We start from the raw sequence: 19,968 nt of genomic DNA on the forward strand, positions 1-19,968 counted from the left end.
ACCGGTCACACCCGTAAGCCACTATTACCGAGTACGAAAATCACCAATCCGAGAGCCGTCATCTGAGCAGAGGTCCAGCCCAGATAGGAAATCGTGATCACGACTGATGTGACGATCTCGACGAACTTGCCATATCGCTTGTGATAGAAGTCTCCAATCGTCAACAAATCCATTCGGTAGAATGCCCGGGCAAAAAACAATCCCACAAGCGTTAAACAAACCGCTGCGCCGAACGGATCGCCAGAGATTCCTTCGAGACCATCCTTGGTAAAGACGGCAGAGATGCTAAGAAGCGTCTCGGCGCCAAACCACGTCGCAAACACGCAAGCAAAGTTCATGTAAAGCGGCAGCGAGCGGCCAGCCACCATAAAGTCCTTCGCACCCTTAACTCGCAAGGCAGCAATGAGGCCAATGCTGATGGTGATGAGCATATAAACACAAACCGCCGCTATCAGCATCACATACCTCTCTCGCTAAGTTTCCGATCCTAATTCTGCACACCTGGGATCGGAGAATCTTATCAAACGTAGAATCCTAGGAAATCCCGGAGGTGACTATATTTCCAGCATTAGAATCTGCAAGAAGATACCGGAATCCAGCCGGAGATATCGGTTGACGAGCAATCGCCGGTCGCCAATAAAGTGAACGGAACCAACATAAGAGCCTTCGTAGGGCAGAGGCTTCGTGTTTATAGGGCTTTCTACCCCTTCGCGCCAGCCTCGCTCCACCCACCGGGCAACCTGTCCCGTTCGCAAAGAAAGGGTGCAAACCAGTCCGTCGCTGACAAAAGCAAGCTGATCGCCAGTTCTATCCACTGAGATTTGCCCCTCCACTCCGCACTCCAGTTCCGTCAGAACGCGGACGTCACCAGATTCCACGCCGACCTGTGCCACCTGCACAACGCCCTGTGGATCTCGCAGCAGAAAATAGATCGATTCGCCAGTGGGGGATGCCGTTAGCCAGTGTCTAGGACCTTGAACACCCGGGAACACTCGACTTTCCAGGTAAGTTAGTCGCCTAAGATTGATGCCGGGCAGCAGGGGCCAGCCTTGGCGATGGTCCATCGTTCGGAGCGAATCTACAATCTCCTCGTCGCTCGGAAGATCTGCGACGAAGATTTCCAGAATCTCCTCTCCTCGCTTGGATTCCACCATTCCCAAAAAAGCAATCGAATGATTGCCCACCCAACATTCTTCTAACGCCTTGCGAATTCCCAAATTCGGATCAGGCTCCAGCAACAAAAAACTGGAATAAGCCCCCGCAAAACTTTCTGCATCCTGATTCCGCGATTGAGTACTGGTAGCGAACATCTCTGCCACCATTTGGTTCACCGACGCAGAGTTCGTCATAAACCCAACGGTTCGAGGCATGGTCGGCCTGAGTGCATCGTCGTACGTGAAGCTGATTCGGCTGCCATTCGGACTCCAACTGTGAGCATGACTCCCGCCACTCAGCACTCCCAATGGCACGTTGAGAGGAGCCAAACGGTCATCAGCTCTTTCACTTTGCCCAATGCGATACTCAGCAGGGGTCACCTTGGAATCCCAAATAGCACCGAACCTTCGCGCGACTCCGTAAGGCAGCTTGGATGAACAATTGTGCAAACCGTGAATGAAAATCACCTTGTCATCTTGCGGATGATAAGCAGCGGCTCCCACGCCGGGCCCATACACCGTTCCCTCAGCGACTTGGTAGAGAACCTCCACCAGCGCCGAAGTCAGATGAACTCGTTCGATACTTCGTGTCGTTCCGATCTGTGCATCATCGTTTCGAGTATCGAATACAGCCCAAAATCGATCGGGCGACAGGACCTGGCGCCTATTTAAGGTATGCCCACGTTCGGCATTCGTGATGAGGGTGGCAACAGCCGGATAAGATTCGGGAGGATTTACCATAAGAAGCAGTGTACAATAAAGTCCTCGCGAATACCCTTGCCAATCGAGAGTTTATGACACCTACTTCCTCCGCACCTCCCACACCTAACGAGCTTGAACAAGCCAAGCGTTTGCAGGTGGCATTCAAAAATGTTCGCCAGCAAGTTGCCAAGATCATCGTTGGCCAAGACGAAACAATCGAACAGTTACTTATCGCGATTCTTGCGGGCGGCCATTGTTTACTCGAAGGGGTGCCCGGCTTGGCAAAAACGCTCATGGTCCGGACCTTGGCCCAGGCGATGGATCTCCAGTTTCAACGCATCCAGTTTACACCTGACCTCATGCCCGCCGACATTACCGGGACCGACATCATCCAGCAATCCGATTCCGGCCAGCGGCAGCTAGTCTTCGAAAAAGGGCCGGTCTTCACCCAGTTGCTTCTCGCGGACGAGATTAACCGAACGCCACCCAAGACCCAGGCCGCATTGCTCGAGGCTATGCAAGAGCATTCGGTAACAGTCGGTGGCAAACACTATCAACTTTCCGAACCCTTCTTTGTTCTCGCTACCCAGAACCCAATCGAACAAGAAGGTACCTACCCACTCCCCGAAGCTCAACGAGATCGATTCCTTTTTCAAACGCTGGTCAACTATCCAAGCCGCGACCAAGAAGGTGAAATCATCGAGCGAACAACCAGCCCAAGGCCCCAAACGATTGAACCGGTCGTCACGGGACCCGAGATTATCGAATACCAACGAATCGTGCGACTCGTCCCCCTGCCCGAACATGTCAAACAATTCGTACTCGATCTGGTGCGATCGCTTCGTCCCAAGGAGAACGATGGTCCCAAATGGGTGCAGGGACTGGTTCAATGGGGACCAGGTCCTCGAGCTAGCCAACAGATTGTCATGGCTTGTAAGGCGAGAGCGTTGCTTTTCGGTCGACTGCATGTTTCCACCGAGGATGTCGAAGCCTTAGCAACTCCTGTTCTGCGTCACAGGATGGTGCCGACCTTTGCAGCCCAAGCAGAAGGCATCGATTCGGATGCGATTGTGAAGAAGCTCTTGAACGAACTACCACGCCGCACGAAATAAAGAATGCAACGCAAAGCTTCGTTTCTTCGTTGGTTCGCCCCTCGGGATCTAACTCGTCTCGCACAACTGCAGATGATTTCGCGTGGAGTCGTCGAGGGGCTCAGCGGTGGGATTCATCGCTCTCGGTTAATCGGAGCGAGCGTCGAATTCAAAGAGCACAGAGCCTATGTTGCAGGCGATGAAGTTCGCTCCATCGACTGGAAGCTCTTCGGTAAAACCGACCGGCTCTACATTCGTCAATTCGAAGACGAAACGAATATGCGATGCGTTCTCATGGTGGACCAGAGCGGTTCGATGCGGTACCGCAGCAACGCTATTAATTCGATCTCGAAACATGACTTTGCTGTCAGACTCGCCGCCTCGTTCGCTTACCTTCTGATCTCACAGCAAGACTCCGCTGGGCTCGCTTTGTTCGATACGACTGTTCGGCAGTACATCCCACCCAAATCGCAACCGAGTCATTTGCAACTTATCACAGAAATGCTGGCCAACTCTGCACCTGGTGGGGACACGGATATCGGTACCGTTTTGCAATCGATGCTACCTCGATTGCAACGTCGCGGGCTAGCGATCTTGTTTTCTGATTGCTTCGGGGAAGCGAACGTACTGGTCAAGGCATTAGCTCTGGTGAAGAGTCAAGTCCGGAACGTTGTGGTGTTCCAAGTACTCGATGAGGATGAAGTGGAGTTCCCTTTCGACAGCAGGACCAAATTCCAATCCCTTGAGAATGTCAATCACGAGTTAATCGCGGACCCGAGGTCGTTAAGAAAGGTCTACCTGGATAATTTCCAAAAGCATCAATCGACGCTGGCTCGTGGTCTGCAACAACACGGTATCGAGTTTCAAATCGTCCGAACATCGCAGGATCTTTCGGATATCGTCAGTCGCTTTGTCGCGGAACGTTCCTCCAAGCCATTACTGGGTGGCAAGCCCACAAGTGGTGGTGCATGACGTTTCTCAACGCAATCCTTGCCTTCGGAACGTTAGCCTTTACCGTTCCACTCGTTATACACTTGCTCAATCGTTCGCAGTTTCGTGTTGTCGAATGGGGGGCCATGAGCTTTCTCGAACTGCAACCGCAGCTCAACACGCGACGAATTGAGTGGAGGCACCTGCTACTACTCCTGCTCCGCTGCCTAATCCCGATTTTCCTAGCCCTGGCCATGGCTCGGCCCTTTATAAGTGGCTGGTCGATGCTCGGGACAAGCGAACCAATTGCTCTCGCCATCGTGATTGATGATTCGTTGTCGATGCAATCGAAGGGAACAGACGGTCAAACACGCTGGCAAATTGCTGGGCGTGAAACGGACCAACTGATTCGTTCGCTGCCAAAGGGGAGCGATGTTCAATTGATATTGGCTGGGAATCCTCCGATAGCGTGCGACACCACGAACCGGGAATTGCTATTCGAACAATGGCAAACAAGACCGAGTGTTACAGGACCTGCGGATTGGGTCGCTGCGACTCGGCTAGCACTAGACTGGTGCAATCGCCAGCCACTGACGAGACGCCAGATCGTCTTATTATCTGACTTTCAAAAGAATGATTGGGTGGATCAACCAGATATTGGAACCGATCTAGAACAACTCATTGGCGAACAGATTATTGCACCGATCCTTTCCATGGTGAATGTTGCTAGCTCGGAAGGCTTGGGCTCAGCCCAAGTCCCATTAACAAACTATTCCATCGGTGACGTAGTCTTGAATCCCAGATGGATTGCAGAGGGGCAATCCATAACGGCTGCTTGCACGATTTACAATCATTCCGCGAATCCTGTGGAATCTCTTGAAATAGTTTCACAACTCGACGACCAAAGAATCGATTCACAAACCATCAATATTGCTCCTCACAGTACGTCCAAGATCACGCTGCGTTTTCCCGCTCGATCCATTGGTTGGCATGTGCTCAAAGTCGAAATCCCTCAAAAAGACGATCTTGAATTTGACAATGTGAAGCAGGTTCCGTTTCTCGTACAAGCCAAGAGTCCCGTGGTGCTAATCGATGGAAATCTTAGACAAGGCCCTATGGAGAGTGAATCCGATTTTCTACGCTTGGCTCTGGCTCCTTTCTCCTTTACCACGGGGGCGGGAAGCGATTACTTCGACGGACGAGTCATGACCATGGAACAGTGGAGGGGGCGATCGGGAGAGCCCGCTCAAGCTATCGCTGTTTGCAACGTTCCCGTTATAGATTCTGATGCCTCACAGAAAATGCGATTATTCGTCGAGAATGGTGACGGTATCATCGTGTTTCTCGGGAATCGAGTTGACCAGGATAGCTGGAATCGACTCCCCTCTGTTCAAGACGGCGGCATACGCTTTGTTACAATAAACGCCTACGAAGATGAGCAAACTCCATCCGCGACCAAACCAGTCGCGATCGATGTAGAGCGTTTACAAGCGACGCTTTTTGAGGGGCTCTCACAAGCCAGTCGCGATTCCCTCAGGTCCATCTCAATCAACCGCCATACATCGCTCTCCCCTTTGCCGAATACCAAACCAGATCAAATCGCCTATTTCACGAATGGGGAACCGTGGATTCTCAGGCATACAGTAGGTCAAGGCTCGATCTGGATCGTATCCACTTCTTGCAACGAAGTAGACACGAATCTACCATCGCGACCTGTTTTTGTGCCCCTAGTGCAACGCTTGTTCCACACAGTCGCAGGCTCCATTGCTGCGATGGAGGTCATCGAATCGGGTTCGCCGTGGTTCATGCGATTTTTCCCAAAACGACCATCAGATCAGATCACTGATACACCTGCTATAACGATCCGAACACCTAGGCGCACCGAAGAACTATCCGTCGAACGAGACTGGGACGATACGAGACAGATCGGTTTCTATCAAGCCGAATGGCAGCACGAAAACAATCGGCATGTATCGTATAGCTGGGTACAGCCGAGGCGTTCGAGCCATTCCAAACACTCGGAATCAGATCGCTCTGATAGCGACGCAGATCAGTTTGGTAAACTAGCAAGCGAGATAGGGGCACAACACTTTAGCTCCGTGGAACGCTTGCTCGCACGAGGTCAACAGACGTGGAAAGGCCGCGAGATAGGGACATGGTTCTGGTTGGCAGCGATGGGCTGTTTTCTTGCGGAGATGCTCGTTGCTCAATCGTTTTCGAGACGTCGTATCCTGTTTAGCAAGGGAACGTCGTGATGCAGTTGCGATTCGCGAGCTTGTTTCCCTGGTGGATCGTCATCTCAATCGCGGTTATCGGTGGTGTGATAATCGCCCTGTGGTATTGGCGGGAATCTAATCAGATCGGTAATCGACCCGGCTTGTTACTGGCTGTACTGAGAGGGATCGTATTCTTTCTCTTGATGGCGATGCTTTTGCGTCCCAGCGTCGAATACTCTCAGATCGAAGGAGAATTATCCAAAGTTCGGGTGATCATCGATACGTCGACCAGCATGCGAATTCAAGACGAAGTGTCGCCCGAGGACGCTCAGACCTTGATATCGCGAATCGATAGAGTTCATCAAGGTTTATTGTCAACTAAGCCGGGGCAGGAAAGCTTGTTGGCTCGTTTGGCACAGCAGCATCGCATAGAAGTTGTCGATCTAGAGGGCCGGGTGTACTGGAGCTCTGACCTGGGAATCACAAATCTGGACAACCTGAACATTTTAGCAGATAAGTCGTTGTCACCGATCGGAGAAGCGTTGTTAGCACAAGCTCGCGAGGCATCTGTTGCGAACGAAGAATCCGCAAATGCAAGTAAAGATAGATCGCCCCCCGATGCGGTCGTCTTGATCTCAGATGGGCAAAGCAATGGAGCCATCGAACCGCTGGATGTCGTTAGTCAAGTCAGCAATACATCGCTACCGATCTATACCGTCGCGGTTGGCAGAAACCTCGAACCGGATGATTTGGGTATCCTTTCGGCCCAATTTTCTAGCACAGTACGCAGAGAGGACTTGATCCGTGGCACTCTACGTCTCAAGGAACAATGCCCCGATGGTACATCGTATCGTTTGCTCATCAAGAATGGGGGAGTGATTGTCTACGAACAAAATTTCACATCACTCGATCGAGGGATTCGAGAAGTTGCCGTGGAGTTTTCGGCAGCGGAAGCGTTCGGATTAGCCGAATCTCGCGTCGTCGGAGATAAGCAGCAGCGACGGAGCATTCCGATCGATTTGGAATGCTCCATTGAGGCGAACGATCGTTTTGAGGAGCTAACACTGGTCAACAATCGCTGGTTGTCATCCACCTGGGGTACAACGCGAGAGAACCGAATCCTCGTTCTCGATCCACGGGGCCGATGGGAAACACGCTACGTTCGAAACGCCTTGGATAGAGATCCCAGTTGGGAGCTGGAAAGTCGGCTGGGCTCATCTGATTTTGAGAAAGAAACGACCTTCGTTAACAAGGAGTCCTTGCTTCCATTCGACCTGGTGATTCTGACCAGCGAAGCAGCCAGAACACTCAAGGACGAACAGACTCGCTGGATAAGTGACTTCGTCAGCAAATCAGGGGGAGGATTGATTTGGATCGACAGCATGCGAGCTACCAGGGAGGCTTCGGATCGAAACTCGGTTCGCGCAAATCAAAGCGATTCCTGGCGAGCGTTGCTGCCGATTCGCAGCGACGATGATCAAGGCTTTATTCAACCCGGCAAAGCGAATGAGGGGCAGTCCCACCTGCGATTATCGAACGCTGGAAAAAGGGAGCCAGCTTTGCAGTTGAACCCTATGGATTCGAAGGAAAGTACCTCAAAGGAACGTGCCTTGACGGAAAGTGTTTGGGATGGACTGGAAAGGCCACGATCGGCTGCTGTGCATATTCCCAAGCCTGGAAGCGAGGTCTTGATCGAGTTTCTGGCTAACATGAAACCAACGCGAGGTGGTGTACCCATCGAGGATTGGTATCCACTCATGACCACCTCACGATTTGGGCAGGGAAGAGTGATTGCACTAGCCAGCGATGAGACTTGGCGATGGCGATTCGATGTCGCTGATTTGTATCACCAGCGTTTTTGGAACCAGATAGCGACTTGGTGTATGCGTCCACCCTTTGCCATCTCCGATGATTATCTGTCGATCGATGCAGGCAGCCGGGTTTATCAGATAACGGAGCCAGTTGTTCTTCGTACCAAACTGCTTGACGACAAGCAGCGACCGCTGGAGAACGGCAGCGTACGAGCGGTTCTCGAACAATCTGGTGTGCCATTAGCTCGGGTGGAACTCGTAGAGCAACAGGATTCGGGAGGAGTTTATCGTGGTGAGTACAGCGATTTATCGCGATTGATTCAATCCGACCGTTACGATCCCAATAGCGAGGTGATCGTACGAATTGAGGCTTCGGGAGTCCCGCTCGAGGCTTTGAAGCCACAGACCTCATTTCTAATTGATCAATCCTTGGATTTAGAGTCCACACGTCTCGCATGCAACGAAGAGAAGCTTACGGGTGTGACCGGCTCATCGTTGCTTAGTCGGTAGTGAGTCGCGATTTGCTAGCACAAGATATTGTGGCATCATTTCCGGCGACAACCAATTGGTTTCGTTTTCAGTATTGAGAGAGATAATAAGGGTAACGGCGAGCTTTTTCGTCGGTTCTCAATCACGGAGTCAAATCATGAACGAATCGTTGGATTTCCAGAATGTAGATTGTATTGTCGCACAGCTTAAAGAGCTGGCTAACACAGCTTTTCGTACGGGGCAAGCGATCGACCAAACGGAGCTTGATTTACACAAGCGACTAATGGCTCTCGGACATGCATTGATTGGAACAATCATCGAGCAAGCAGGCCAGGGAGATGTTGGACCTACCATCGAGAAGAAAGGGCGAGTCTATAATCGAATGCCCAAACGGACTCGGAGGTATCGCTCCATCTTTGGCGATTTCAGAATCGAACGCTACGTCTATGGAACAACACCCGATCAAGCGATCCAAGCCATTCCTTTGGACGAGCATTTAGGGCTCCCGCAGAATGATTATTCCTTGGTCTTCGAGTCGTGGGTCGGAACTCATGCGACCGAATCTTCCTTCCATAAAGCGGTTGGGTTACTGGAACGAATCACGTCACTCCACGTCCCAGTCGACAGCGCCGAACGGATCGGAAGCCGATTGGGAAAATCAGCGGCCTTGGTACTCGATAATCCGCCATCGATCGATCGAGCTACCGAGGCAGAACTCTTGGTCCAAACCAGTGACAACAAAGGCATCCCGATGGTACGCAAGCAAACGGAAAAAACACCTGTGGGTGCTTCTGTCGAACGCATGGGCCCCAAGCCGGGGCAGAAACAAATGGCGTGCATGGCCGGAGTGTATACCGTAGATCGCGATGTTCGAACGGCTACAGAAATCATTGATGCTTTATTCCATGAGCCTGAGTCAGGCGAGACAAGTAGATCAGAAGCTAAGCCGAAGAATCCTCGGTACTTTGGGGCGTTGACCAAGCATGATTCTAACGGAAACGTGATCGGTAAGTCCGCTGAAGAGCAAGCTCAGCAATGGCTAACTGCCAATACGCTCCGACGCCACCGAGAGGGTCAAGAGATTTTGGTTATGCACGACGGGCAACCATCACTTTGGAACTTAGCGCATGAGTACCAGGAGGGATGGAACACGATTGAAATACTGGACCTGATGCATGTACTTCCGCGAATCTGGGCAGCCGCGAAGATCATCCAACCAGATTCGCAAAGCTCGTATGTTCGCGAACAGCTGCTGCTACTGCTTAAGGGAACCGAAGGTCTAATGATCATAGGAATCAAGACTGCGATGAGACGCAAGGGCATAAAAAAAGCACAACGCGAAGAGCTTGGCAAGATCGTGAAGTATTTGGAAAACAACCGCTCACGAATCAAGTACGGTGAGTATTTGGCAAAAGGCTATCCGATATGCACTGGGTATATTGAAGGAGCCTGTCGGCATGTGCCCAAGGATCGAATGGAAAAGAGTGGGATGAGATGGAAGGAAAAAGGAGCCCAGACCATGCTGAACCTTCGCTGCATCGAAGCGAGTGAGCTTTGGGATGTCTTAGCCACAACGCACCGAACGGTAAACCTCTCGATCTACGGTAAGAAACGAGTGAACTATAGCGATCAGTTCTTGGCAATGGCGTCGTAACTAACAGAACAACCGGTCACACCCGAAGCTTACGGCGATCGCACTCAAGACCAATGCTGAAACGTTGAGAATTGACAGCATGGAAAAAATAGAAGATCTCTTGATAGCTCATAAGAGAGGAACGTTGAAATTTCAACGCATCTCGTTAGCGGATAGCGTAGTGTGGTTTTTCATCGTCATGACATTGTTAGGGATCGAGTGGTCAATGCGCAAGCGATTCGGGTTGGTGTAACGTGTAAACCAGAAAGATTCTCGGATACCGCCATCATCCTACAACTCGAGGCCGAAGTGATTGGTGGAGATACACACAGTTTGTATTCGTCGTAAGGTGACGGCAAAAGCGATTGACAATGGCATGAAGTGACAATCCAACACTTGGATATCGAAAGAGCGACGCGTCCGCAACCCCACGACGTAGTCGAATGAGCAAAGGACGAAACACAATGTAAGATACACAAAAGCCATGTATGATGCGAAGAGATGGTTCCTCCATAGTCCTAGTTGCTTCTTGACATCCAGCTTTCCAGCATCGGAAATCAAATTGCGGAGTTCCTCAAACTAATCCTCGATTTTTAATCTCCCTTTGTAAGGCCGTGTACCTTTTTGGCTTTTTCAACATGAGATAGATCAGAAACAGAGGCATCAAAAGGAAAAATCCATACGAGCTGGCTGCAACTCCGAAAACGATGATGCCGATCAGAAATCCGATAAAAAAAGCGTCGAATAGAGGGGACGGTTTATTGCTTTTAGTTTCATTGAGCAACTCCTCATCACTCAGATGAGATAAATCGACTTCGCTACTGTTCACTACTTCTCCCCGGTTTAGACTTCGATACACGCTTTCCATCAACGAAGCGACCTCGCTCACCCCAGCCAAAACCGCAACTCCGGCCGCAAATCAAACCCGTTGCTCGAAAGGGGCATCTGCACAGCTTGATTTTGTCGCCCATGCTACGACGATTGCCTACATTTGTCTACCAAATGCCGAAAGATCGGAGCAAGCCTCATCAGTTTGGCATCGACGACAATTTGACGGATTGGGGCATGGCTACGCGACCTCCTCCTGCCGAATTATCAGCACTTGATTGCGGCCCGTGCGATTTCGATTAAGCTGAGGCAGACTTTAGATTCTTGGCGCGCGAGGAAATTACGATGACGAATGGGTGGACAAATCGCTGGGTCAAGCTCTGGGCACTAGCTATAATTCTGGCTTGGTTCGGACCGACTGCTGTAGCTCAATTGGTGGATAGTACGCGGCAAACTCAAGGGTTACACGAACACCCTGTGCAAAGCTTTGCATTGGTGGGAGGCAAGCTCGTGGTCGGTGATGGCCGCGAGATCGAAAACGCCGTTTTGGTGGTGAACGCCGGAAAAATCTTGGCTGTCGGGACCGCTGCGGAGATTTCCATCCCGGCAGGCTATGCAACGGTGGACGTCACGGGCCGCACGATTTATCCGGGACTAATCGATGCCTATTTGCCAGTCAATGTCGCGACGCCGACGGCGGCGAATCTATACTGGAATCCCAGAATTCGGGCTCAAGTAGACGTTCGCGATTTTCTGACTCCCGAATTGATGGATGATTCAACGAGGCGTTCACAAGGGATTGTGGCAGCACTGTTCGCTCCAACAGGTGCCATTATTGATGGCTCGGGGGCGGTCGCGAGTTTGGGGGGGAGTTCCTCCACCGCAGCGTCTTCGCGGCAAGTGATTCGTTCTGGGGTTGGCCAACATGCCGTGTTGACCGTATCCCGTGGAGCGCGAGGGCCGGCTGGATCCGACGATGGGACGGGAGGTTATCCTGGTTCGCCGATGGGGGCCGTGGCGTTGGCTCGGCAGGCCTTGTACGACGCAGCTTGGTACCGCGAGGCGTGGCAAATGGTCCGCGTCGATCCATCGATCCCCCTACCAGAAACCAATACGACCCTCGAAGCCTTGGAACCGCTGATCGCAGGACAACGTCCCCTATTCGTCCAAGCTGGTAATGAACTATCCATGTTGCGGGCCGATCGATTTGCCCGTGAATTTGGAGTCGGTCTGGTAGTTGTGGGTTCTGGGCGAGAGTATCGTCGGCTGGCAGATGTCGCAGAAACAGGGCGAGCCGTGATTTGTCCCCTGAATTTTCCTCCAGCACCGAACGTGGCTTCGGTGACCGATGCTCGGTCGGTTACGCTGGAGTCCCTGATGCACTGGGATCATGCACCGGAGAACCCAGCTCGGTTGGCCGAGCGTCAAGTCCGACTGGCCTTCACTTCGAACGGACTAACAAATGCCAACACCTTTTTGAGCCAAGTTCGCGTCGCCATCAAACGCGGACTTCCCCCTGAAAAAGCCTTGCGTGCATTGACCATCGACGCGGCGGAATTGCTGGGTGTTGCCGATCAATTGGGTACACTGTCGCGAGGAAAATTGGCGAGCTTTGTCGTGACGGATGGTGACCTGTTCAACGAGAAAACCAAAATCGTCCAGACTTGGGTCGCTGGGAAACAATATGAAATCAAGCCGACCACATCGATCGATCTGGCTGGGAATTGGCGATTCCAGGTGGCAGCCGTTGGCAATCATCCTGCATGGGAAGCGAAGATTGAAATCAAGGCTCGGGGCGAACAGTGGAGCATCCAGCAAATCAAAGATCCAACCGACGCTTCAACAGTAGCTCCCGCAACCCCTGACGACAAAACCGTCGACGTTAAAACAGCCGATGGCAAAACCGCAGAGGATAAAACCGCAGAGGACAAAACTGCCAAACCCAAGCCCGAAGAGTTAGCCAAGTTCGAACGCCTGAAATTAGAAGGTCAAATTTGGAACGGTACGGTCCAAGGCAAGAAATTACCGGTTGAAGGAGTCGCTCGCTGGAGTCTGGTAATCGAGACTGGCAAGTCCGATCGCTATTTCGGACGCTTGGTCTGGGCTGACGGCTCGGCCACGCCGCTCGTGCTGGATCGAATCGTCGCCGACCCACCCGTGCCAGAATCAACAGAAGCATCCTCCAAAACGGAGGACAAGGCAAACACCGAAGCCCCAACAACGCCGACGACCGAAGCAGCCAGCGACATCGCGGCGACTTCATCCGAGGCGAAGAAAACTGAACCGCGCGCAAAGACGGATGGGGACGCAACTCCGGCGCCCCAGCGAGCCTCGTATCCTGTTACTTATCCGCTAGGCATGTACGGACGAACGGAAATACCATCGCCAACGGATTCCGTCTTGTTCAAAGACTTCACAGTTTGGACCAGTGGCCCGGATGGTATTTTAGAAGGTGGCAGTGTGTGGGTCGTCGAGGGTAAGATCCGCCAAGTGTTCCGCCAGGCGGACGAATTGGAGGGCGTCGTCTTGCCCGAGGGAACCCAAGTCATCGAAGGCCAGGGACGTCATCTGTCGCCAGGCTTGATCGATTGCCACTCGCACATGGCGACTGATAGCGGTGTGAACGAAGGTACGCAATCGATCACCGCCGAAGTTCGTATCGGTGATTTTGTTGATTGCAACGATATGTCTATCTATCGCCAACTGGCTGGCGGCTTAACAACGGCCAACATCCTGCATGGATCGGCAAACCCGATCGGTGGGCAGAATCAAGTTGTCAAACTTCGCTGGGGTGCCGGTGATGAGGCATTGAAGTTTGCGGAAGCCCCTCCGGGAATCAAGTTTGCCCTGGGCGAAAACGTCAAACGCAGTAGCTCGACGCAGCCCGCTACTCGTTACCCGGGCAGTCGAATGGGTGTCGAACAGATCATTCGTGATGCATTTTATAGCGCGACCGAGTATCGGCTGCGTCAACGACAGTGGACCAATCGGCGGAGCGGTTTACCGCCTCGCATCGATCTAGAGTTAGAGGCCTTATCCGAAATCATAGACGGAAAGCGATGGGTCCATTGCCATAGTTATCGGCAAGACGAAATCCTGGCACTGATCCGAACACTCGATGAGTTCAACATTCAAATAGGCACCTTGCAACACATTCTGGAAGGTTACAAAGTCGCAGATGCAATGGCTCATCACGGGGCCATGGCCAGTGCCTTTGCCGATTGGTGGGCTTACAAACTAGAAGTGGCCGATGCCATTCCCTACGCCGGTGCCATCATGCACGATCAAGGGGTCATTGTAAGCTTCAATTCCGACGATGCGGAATTGGCACGCCGTATGAACGAGGAAGCAGCCAAGGCTGTGAAGTATGGTGGTATTGCGCCCGCTGAGGCCTTGAAATTCGTGACGCTGAATCCAGCCAAACAACTCCGTGTCGATGCCTACGTGGGATCTTTGGAGAACGGCAAGCATGCAGACATTGTTGTATGGACCGGATCACCGTTATCGGGTCTGTCACGCGTGGATCAAACCTGGATCGACGGTCGCAAGTACTTTGATCGCGAAGCGGATACGGTGTTGCAGCGCGAACAAGAAGGTTGGCGACAGTCCTTGATCCAAAAGGTTCTAAAAACTGGGTCGACCATGGCAGCCCCTGGGGAAGAAATCGACAAAGACCCATCGCGCGATTGGCCTCGCTACGACGAGTACTGCCGAGCTAAGGGGCAAGAATAGGTTCCATTCGATTCATCAACCAAATGCAAAAACGAGCATAACGATGCGATTCATTCTGTTCCTACTAATGTGGGTCGGCCTCTGCAAGGCAATTGCGATAAGCGACGAAACGGTTCCGGGTCGACCACAAAAGACCCCCATTGCCTTGGTGGGAGCCACCGTGCATCCAATTCAAGGGCCCGCGATTGCCGGTGCTACGATTTGTTTCGAAGCCGGAAAGATCATTGCCGTGGGTAAGAATGTTGAAATCCCCGCCAACGCCGAGGTGATTGCGGTCGATGGCAAGCATGTCTATCCTGGCATGTTCGAATCGCATTCGCAATTGGGGCTGACAGAGTTCGGTTCGATTCGAGCGTCGATTGATGATTCTGAAGTAGGCAACATCAATCCCAACGCTAAAGCAGCCGTAGCCTTGAACCCAGACAGTTCGCTGCTACCAGTCACTCGCTCGAATGGAGTTCTTTTAGCCTTGAGTGCTCCCACTGGGGGTTTGGTTTCAGGTCAAGCGGCTGTGATCCAATTGGATGGTTGGACCTATGAAGACTTAACGCTGGACGCCGACGCGGCCATGGTCGTCAATTGGCCAGGGCCGTCCGGTCGCGGACGAAGGGCAGTACGTGGGCCGGACGCTTCACCCACCACCCCGAGCGATCCTCTAGCCGAGTTCAAAAAATTGATCGAGGAGACCCGGCGGTACCAAACCCTCCGCGCCCAGCAACCAGACCAGCAACCGGTCGATCTAAGATTAGAGGCCATGGTGAAAGTAGTCGCTCGTGAGATTCCCATCTTGGCCGCAGCAGATGCCTTACCTCAAATCGAAAGCGCGGTGGCATTCGCCGTCAGGGAGAATCTACGGCTAATCATCTTGGGTGGTTACGATGCAGGGGAATGCACCGAACTATTAAAACGGCACGATATTCCAGTCGTGATCACGTCGACCCACCGAGTGCCGCAGAACCGAAGCGATGCATACGATGCCAGCTACACCCTGCCAGCGCGTTTGCAGTCCGCCGGGATTCGATTTTGCATCTCGAGTTCAGGGCGAAGCGAGACTTGGAACAGTCGCAATCTACCATATCACGCAGCCACTGCGGCAGCGTTTGGTCTTGAACAGGACCAAGCCCTCCGGTCGATCACACTCTCGCCGGCGGAAATCTTTGGTGTTGCAGATCGCGTGGGATCATTGGAAGTCGGTAAGGATGCCACCTTGATCGTAACCGACGGCACCCCCCTGGAGATTTCGACACAAACGGAGTTGGCATTCATTCAAGGACGTCGCGTGGATCTGAGCAACAAACAAACTCGCTTGCGTGACAAGTATCTGCAAAAGTACGAAGAACAAAAATGAGTCGGCAGCAAGATTGCTGGAAACCACGAGCGAATAACTCGTTCCAAGGCTCTGCCTTGGAATGACCTGCCTTGGAGGCTCCGCCTCGCCAGCAATGCCATTAAGGCCGCTTCGCGCAGCAAAGCAAATAGTAGCGGAACGGGCGCTAGCCCTCCTGTAGGGCTCCATCGCCCCCACCGCCCATAAACCCACCCAGCAATCCCCTTCACCCGGCTAATTCTTTATATCGTCGCCAGAGGCGACTCCCGGCTCGCTTCGCATCGTTCGACACCGTACAACTTGCGCACTTACGCTCCTATTTGCGTTTGAGGCACGTCCATCTAGCGAAAAACAGGAAACTCCGCTGTGCTAGCCAGCGGGATCTAATAGTCGGTGGATTGCATATCACGCCTGCTGAATGTTGAAGTCCCCTGTGGTACGATAGAGCCATATCAGAGACGGACTCTGACTGACGATGACACGTCAGCAGTGCGGACGACGGCACTCACACCTTCGGGCAGAACGCGTGCCCCGCTAACCTGCGGATGCATTCAACGTGTCGATCCCTGGGTCTTGGGCGGTCCATCGTCCCCTCTCGACGTGACTGATCCTTTTCGTTCGTTGCAGAAAGGACTCGTGAGTGACGATTCGGAATTGATAGGAAATGAAAATGGGTGGCCTGCGTTGATTGCGGGGCCTCCGCTAATGCTGGTCTATTTTGCGTTCCCTTTTGCGGTTACGGCACTTGGATTCTTCGTCATCTACGCTTTCAGCGTTTGGGTAACAAACGCAGTGGCGTCCCCGTAAGTATCGCTGCCAAAGTTCGCGTATACACCTGTAACTGGCTGCAATCATTTCGGAATGCTATTAAATCGTTTAGGGGCTTTGATCTTAATTCGGGCCGTGGGATAGACGAAAGATGCCGGAGGCTTGCCCTGCGGAGCTTCACGTTTCTCGCTAAGTTATGACTCTCCCAACGCTCCCCCCTCATCCAGGTTCGGCGGCTTCGCCGCCGAACCTGGATGAGGGGAAGGGAGAGTCTCCACCTATTTAGCGAGAAACGTAACATTCCCCAGGTCAAGCGTGGGGCATTTCCACAAAACAGGTCAATTAGCTGATTATCTATCCAACGCAATTATTACCCAATCGAATCCATTGCCCAAAGGTATGCCAGAGGGTGCGATTGCGGCTGATACCTCCCAGCAGGTCCCTAATGGCTCCTAGCCACCTGTAGCGAGTGCTTCGAGTGACTTGAACGGCAAATACAGACGCATTGGGTAGCCCGGCAGTTCTGCAAAATCGAATCGCTGATAGAAACGTTTGGCCTGTTCGTCCACGCAATCGAGGATGACGGCGATGAACGCGAAGGTCCGGCTCGCTTCGTAGCAATCGACCAGCGAAGTCGCAAGCAAATGCTGGCCGATACCACGTCCTTGGAAGGATTGATCAACGCCCAGCCAAGCCAAAACGCTCACTGGTAACTGGCGGCGAGGCAACTTCTTGACTACGTCCGCCGGTAGGTCGGAGAAATCGACCTGAGAAAAGGCCAGGCTGTAGTAGCCGGCGATGATACGTTCATTGTCAAGCAAAACCTTGGAAGTCGTCAGGTGCTTTTGCTGACTTTGTAGTGCCGACTTTTTTAACCATGCGTCAACACTATCGTTTCCCGACTTAAATTTCTGACGTGGATGCGACTTATCAAGAATCTCGATCGACCATCCTTCAGAAAAGCGTGGCCCACTCAAGACTCGCCTCGCATCATTTTGCCGAGTTGCTTCTGCGCCTTGGTCAGTTTAGGCGGTTTAGACAGAGCCGTCCAAAATTGAAGCTGCTCTTCCGGAGTCAACGAGATCATCCGCGCCTCTGCCGCTGCCAATTCACGTCGAGCCTGGCCGACAACAATCGAACGGACGTAATCGCTAACGCTGACTTTCCGAAGTTCGGCAGCCGAAGCCAGCAATGCCTTAGATTCCTCGTCAAGTCTCACCATAAGTGAGCTGTTTTTTTGCATCGTTTTCACTCCAGACCAATGATTTTCCACAGTCTCATTGTACTGCGTTACGCAATACAATTCAATGGATCTATGGAAGTGTATTTGGTAGGAAAGTGTGGGTACCGCTGCTCTCCTGGCATTGGGTAAACGGCTGGGGCATTAGGCGGTACCATAAGAGTAAAATAACACTCATCGCTCAACGCTAGCCGACCTCCTACAATTCAAGGGTGTGTGATTCGGATTCGGGTCACATCGTGGTTCATGTGTTGGAGGGCTTAGCGGATGAAACGCAAGAAAATGATGTATTTTTCGGCGACAGCGTTCCTCGTTTTGGCAGCCGTTTTTGCTTGGAATACGGTGTCTAGAGCTGCCTACGAGTCGGCAGAATATACGGTGGTTACCTCCGATGGCAAATTCGAAGTCCGCGAATACCCAGACCTGATGCTCGTGGCCACGACGACCAAACTTGATGCACAAGGCCGTGACGGCAGCTTTATGAAACTGTTCCGCTACATCAGTGGAGCAAATGAATCGGACAAAAAGATCTCGATGACGACACCCGTCTTCATGGAAAATGACAAAGCGGATTCGGCGGTCCAAATGGGTTTTGTAATGCCCAAAGATATTGCCGTGCAAGGTGTCCCTGCACCGACCGGCCCAGGCGTCGCAGTGCGGAAACGAGCGGGAGGTCGCTTTGCCGTTCTTCGATTTTCCGGGCAGCTCGATACCAAGCAGGCCAAGGATGCGGAAGTCAAGCTTCGAACCTGGATGGCATCCCAGGAGCTGGTCGCCGACGACTCGGTGGAATCTAGCGGTGTGGAAACTGCCGGCTACGATCCCCCGTTCACTCCAGGCCCGCTGCGACGGAACGAAGTCCTGATCCGTCTAAAGTAGCCCGATTCGCCGTGGCGTTCACCAAAGCTCTAAGGTCGTACCTAGTACCAAGCTCGTCATCCCTTAGATCATGGTCCAAGCTGAGTTCGCTAACGTCGCCTGTCTGCAAAAGCTCAATAGCAACGCTTGCAGCGACTGTCGCACAAGCGGAAACTCTCGCGATGATGGGAGACCGATTGAGCAATATCGATCGCGAAAAACTTCATGCGAGGGTCATGGGCTTCATGACCAAAACCAAAGCCGGTCCGGAGCCAACTCCGGCCGAGATTGAACAAGCGATTGGGAAGCGATAATCTGATTCAAGATGGCCTACAGGTTGACCTCAGGTTTGTCCTTCGTGGCTGGCAGGTTGAGTAGGGCTTCCTGCATGTCGGGTGCGAGTTGGTTGAGATCCATGATCTGGCTCATACGTGGCTGGGTGACATGACCGCGGCGGGCCGTTTCGATTGTGTCTGACGCTTCTTCTTGAGGCATCCGGCCCCTTAGCAACCGGAACATTAAGATGCATATGGGTAGTCGGTATAGCCTTTAAAAATAATAACTCCCCTTCTCCTCGCTTCGAGGAGAAGGGGCCGGGGGATGAGGATCTTCGTCCTGGTCATCATCGTCACCATAACGGCTTGTTTTTCGCAATTCCTGGTACGTGCATGGTACCGTACGTGCATGGTACCGCTCTCGCGAAGCGTGCAGCTCCCACAATCGCGCCTTTTGCGTTCAACAAGGCTATCCTCTAGTTCGTAGACACTCATAACTTTTACCGATTCCTCGCCTGAACCTACCCGGCTTAGTCCCACCAATTGAATGCAAGTTCACCAATAGTCTGCGGCTTCCAGTACTTAATCTGTTCGCGTTCAATTCGGTCTAGCGGCACCAAGTCCGATTCCTCGATCTTTCCTCTAGAAAAACTGGCAAACAGAGACGTTGAGCAAACCGAAATCTCTTCAAACCACTTGCGATTTCCGACCTAGCTCTCGTTATCGCTAACGAGCTAGTTGCCATCTTGACCACCATCGTGAACAAACATAGAGAGTAGCTTTCAAACTTCTTTCTTCAGACTTCACACTTCCGACGCTTCCCCTTGTTAAGTATTTGTTACGTCATTGCGATATAGACTCAGGCAATTTCTCGAGGTTCGCAAAGATATTTGGATGCTCTACGAACCATAAGG

15 protein-coding genes are annotated in these 19,968 nt (G+C 52.3%); 10 read left to right on the top strand and 5 right to left on the bottom strand.

The window, feature by feature from the left end:
• Positions 1-5 precede the first annotated feature (5 nt).
• Positions 6-458: a sodium:solute symporter family transporter gene (locus SH449x_RS14635; RefSeq protein WP_482376813.1), complete on the bottom strand. Its 453-nt coding sequence runs from the start codon at positions 456-458 to the stop codon at positions 6-8.
• A gap of 96 nt (positions 459-554) precedes the next feature.
• On the bottom strand, positions 555-1,895 hold the full coding sequence (locus SH449x_RS14640; protein ID WP_482376814.1) for a DUF3748 domain-containing protein: 1,341 nt from the start codon (positions 1,893-1,895) through the stop codon (positions 555-557).
• Positions 1,896-1,948: 53 nt separating this feature from the next.
• On the opposite strand from SH449x_RS14640, the gene SH449x_RS14645 reads away from it, so the two are divergent.
• From SH449x_RS14645 to SH449x_RS14680, 8 genes are all read left to right on the top strand, one after another.
• Positions 1,949-2,968 carry an AAA family ATPase gene (locus SH449x_RS14645; RefSeq protein ID WP_482376815.1) on the top strand — a complete coding sequence of 340 codons (1,020 nt, stop codon included), beginning with the start codon at positions 1,949-1,951 and terminating at the stop codon, positions 2,966-2,968.
• A 3-nt stretch (positions 2,969-2,971) separates the two neighbouring features.
• Positions 2,972-3,919 carry a DUF58 domain-containing protein gene (locus tag SH449x_RS14650; RefSeq protein WP_482376816.1) on the top strand — a complete coding sequence of 316 codons (948 nt, stop codon included), beginning with the start codon at positions 2,972-2,974 and terminating at the stop codon, positions 3,917-3,919.
• Positions 3,916-6,132, top strand: coding sequence for a BatA domain-containing protein (locus SH449x_RS14655; protein ID WP_482376817.1), 2,217 nt, complete (start codon positions 3,916-3,918; stop codon positions 6,130-6,132). Before SH449x_RS14650 ends, SH449x_RS14655 begins: the two co-directional genes overlap by 4 nt.
• Positions 6,132-8,414 carry a hypothetical protein gene (locus SH449x_RS14660; protein ID WP_482376818.1) on the top strand — a complete coding sequence of 761 codons (2,283 nt, stop codon included), beginning with the start codon at positions 6,132-6,134 and terminating at the stop codon, positions 8,412-8,414. Before SH449x_RS14655 ends, SH449x_RS14660 begins: the two co-directional genes overlap by 1 nt.
• A gap of 136 nt (positions 8,415-8,550) precedes the next feature.
• A complete protein-coding gene (locus tag SH449x_RS14665; RefSeq protein ID WP_482376812.1) occupies positions 8,551-10,047 on the top strand; it encodes an ISKra4 family transposase in 1,497 nt (498 codons plus the stop codon).
• A 1,152-nt stretch (positions 10,048-11,199) separates the two neighbouring features.
• A complete protein-coding gene (locus SH449x_RS14670) occupies positions 11,200-14,586 on the top strand; it encodes an amidohydrolase family protein (protein ID WP_482376819.1) in 3,387 nt (1,128 codons plus the stop codon).
• A gap of 43 nt (positions 14,587-14,629) precedes the next feature.
• Positions 14,630-15,934 carry an amidohydrolase family protein gene (locus SH449x_RS14675; RefSeq protein ID WP_482376820.1) on the top strand — a complete coding sequence of 435 codons (1,305 nt, stop codon included), beginning with the start codon at positions 14,630-14,632 and terminating at the stop codon, positions 15,932-15,934.
• Positions 15,935-16,306: 372 nt separating this feature from the next.
• The gene (locus SH449x_RS14680; protein WP_482376821.1) at positions 16,307-16,720 is read left to right on the top strand and encodes a hypothetical protein; all 414 of its coding nucleotides are present in this window, start codon (positions 16,307-16,309) and stop codon (positions 16,718-16,720) included.
• 413 nt (positions 16,721-17,133) lie between these two features.
• Here the strand turns inward: SH449x_RS14680 and SH449x_RS14685 are convergent, their stop codons facing one another.
• Both SH449x_RS14685 and SH449x_RS14690 read right to left on the bottom strand, forming a co-directional pair.
• Positions 17,134-17,658, bottom strand: coding sequence for a GNAT family N-acetyltransferase (locus SH449x_RS14685; protein WP_482376822.1), 525 nt, complete (start codon positions 17,656-17,658; stop codon positions 17,134-17,136).
• Positions 17,655-17,924, bottom strand: coding sequence for a type II toxin -antitoxin system TacA 1-like antitoxin (locus SH449x_RS14690; RefSeq protein WP_482376823.1), 270 nt, complete (start codon positions 17,922-17,924; stop codon positions 17,655-17,657). Before SH449x_RS14690 ends, SH449x_RS14685 begins: the two co-directional genes overlap by 4 nt.
• A gap of 264 nt (positions 17,925-18,188) precedes the next feature.
• Between SH449x_RS14690 and SH449x_RS14695 the strand changes: the two genes are divergently transcribed.
• Positions 18,189-18,800: an SOUL family heme-binding protein gene (locus SH449x_RS14695; RefSeq protein WP_482376824.1), complete on the top strand. Its 612-nt coding sequence runs from the start codon at positions 18,189-18,191 to the stop codon at positions 18,798-18,800.
• An 11-nt stretch (positions 18,801-18,811) separates the two neighbouring features.
• Complete coding sequence (locus tag SH449x_RS14700; RefSeq protein ID WP_482376825.1) at positions 18,812-19,093, top strand: hypothetical protein; 282 nt, start codon at positions 18,812-18,814, stop codon at positions 19,091-19,093.
• 16 nt (positions 19,094-19,109) lie between these two features.
• Here the strand turns inward: SH449x_RS14700 and SH449x_RS14705 are convergent, their stop codons facing one another.
• Positions 19,110-19,274, bottom strand: a complete 165-nt coding sequence (locus SH449x_RS14705) for a hypothetical protein (RefSeq protein ID WP_482376826.1) — start codon at positions 19,272-19,274, stop codon at positions 19,110-19,112.
• Between the last annotated feature and the right edge of the window lie 694 nt (positions 19,275-19,968).

Origin of the sequence: Brakhagea baltica (genome assembly GCF_052161605.1) — a bacterium.
GTDB lineage: Bacteria > Planctomycetota > Planctomycetia > Pirellulales > Pirellulaceae > JBKCUI01.